The 2069-nt window shown below is 46.0% G+C and carries 1 protein-coding gene; it reads left to right on the forward strand.

What is annotated here, in order from left to right:
* On the forward strand, positions 1-2069 hold a 2069-nt coding region (locus CHI06_RS14815), incomplete at both ends, for a S8 family serine peptidase (protein WP_179292627.1).

The raw sequence follows: 2069 nt of genomic DNA on the forward strand, positions 1-2069 counted from the left end.
CACTTTCAACTGGTATGACGCTATAACTGGTCAAGAATCACCTTATGATGATCTTGGTCACGGAACTCACACCACAGGTACGATGGTGGGTTCTGAGCCTAATGGCACGAACCAAATCGGTGTCGCTCCAGGTGCAAAATGGATAGCGGTGAAAGCCTTTTCCTCGGCTGGTGCATCCGTTCAAGATCTACTGAGAGCTGGAGAATGGGTTCTAGCTCCAAAAGATGCCCAAGGCAACCCACATCCAGAAAAAGCACCTGACGTAGTGAACAACTCCTGGGGTGGTGGGAAAGGAATCGATGAATGGTTCCGTCCAATGGTGATAAACTGGCGTGCAGCCGATATTTTCCCTAATTTCTCTTCTGGAAATACTGGTCCGGGGGATGGAAGCGTCTCCGTCCCAGGCAACTATCCGGAATCGTTCGCTGTTGGAGCAACGATGAATAGTGGGAATCTGCTTGCAGGATTCTCCTCACGCGGTCCATCGCCATATGGAGAAGTGAAGCCAGACATTTCTGCTCCAGGTGTGGCCATCCGCTCTTCCATTCCAGGTGGTAAATATACAGGCATGCAAGGAACTTCGATGTCTGCACCAGCCGTTGCTGGAGTCGTTGCTTTGATAAAGCAGGCGAATGCCTCGCTTACCGTTGATGACATTGAAGACATTTTACTTGTTTCGGCAAAGCCATTAACTGACTCCAACTATCCAACTTCACCAAACAATGGTTATGGTTATGGTCTAGTAAACGCCTATAGCGCTATCTCCGCCATTGTCAACGGAATAGGTCGAGTTCAGGGACAAGTGGTTCGTGAAGGTCAAGATACAGAGAATCCAACTTATCAGCATACCGCTCCAACTGAATTATATGCGAATATGACATTGCCTCTTACTATTCAAGTACAAGATAATGTCAATGTAAGAAGTGTTGAGCTACAATATCGTGCTAGCGAATCTGCCGAATGGCAAACTGTAGCGGCAACTCGTACAGCAGGTGACTATAAGAGCGGAACGTACCAAGCGGTGATTCCGGATGCTATACAGGCCCAAACGCTTACCTATTATTGGCGCATTACTGACTATGGGCAAAACGTGGTTACTTCTGACCATTACGCAGTACCAGTCAAATCTGGAATCAGCACTGGTTACAATCAAGATTTTGAATCTCAACCAAATGGTTGGATCTCATACGGTTTCAATAACAGTTGGGAGTGGGGAGTACCTGCTTCTGGACCAGCTAAGGCCGCTTCTGGTGAAAAAGTGTACGGAACCAATTTAGAAGGTAACTATGACAACTATGCCAATATGAGCTTGATGATGCCTCCAATCGTCCTGCCTGAAGGTAATACCTATCTGCAGTTTAAAGATTGGTATTCAATCAACAACTTCACCGACGATTTCACAGACTATGGTCATGTGCTTGTGTCAATAGACAAACAAAACTGGCAACAGCTGTCCCGCTTCACTGGTAAATCTGAGACATGGACGGAGCGCCAAATCGATCTATCCGCCTATGCCGGTAAACAAATCTATATAGCCTTTAACGTCACCTCAGACGGTATTAACACGAGCAGTGGTTGGTATATAGATGATGTCGCCTTAAGCACTACATCACATACCACAGCCAATGTTGAACTAGAAGATATACAACATCAAAAACTATTAGCTAGTCAACTGGAAAATAAGCTAGAAACCAATAAAAGAGAAGTCAACCCGGAAACCATCCAACCAACAAATATGCAAAACGTGATGGCACCAACGGCTACGATCACGCCGACTGCAGTCCAACCCATGACCCTGCCACTTGAAGCTACAGTGAGCGTGCTCGAATCAGGACGTTCTGTTGCCACCAACCCAAGTGATGGTAGCTATACTCTTATGTCTCATCCTGTTGGGGAGTTTACCTTACGTGCTGAAACATATGGATATTACTCTGCAGATCAACGTGTAAATATTTCTAAAAATGGTACAGTAGAAGCCAACTTTACCTTAAACCCGATCCCGAAAGGAACGGTTAGCGGAACGGTTACAAACAAGCAAACAGGTCAGCCGATAGCTAACGCAACTCTCT

This window comes from Bacillus sp. 7884-1 (assembly GCF_002272245.1).
Taxonomy (GTDB): Bacteria; Bacillota; Bacilli; order Bacillales; family Cytobacillaceae; genus Neobacillus.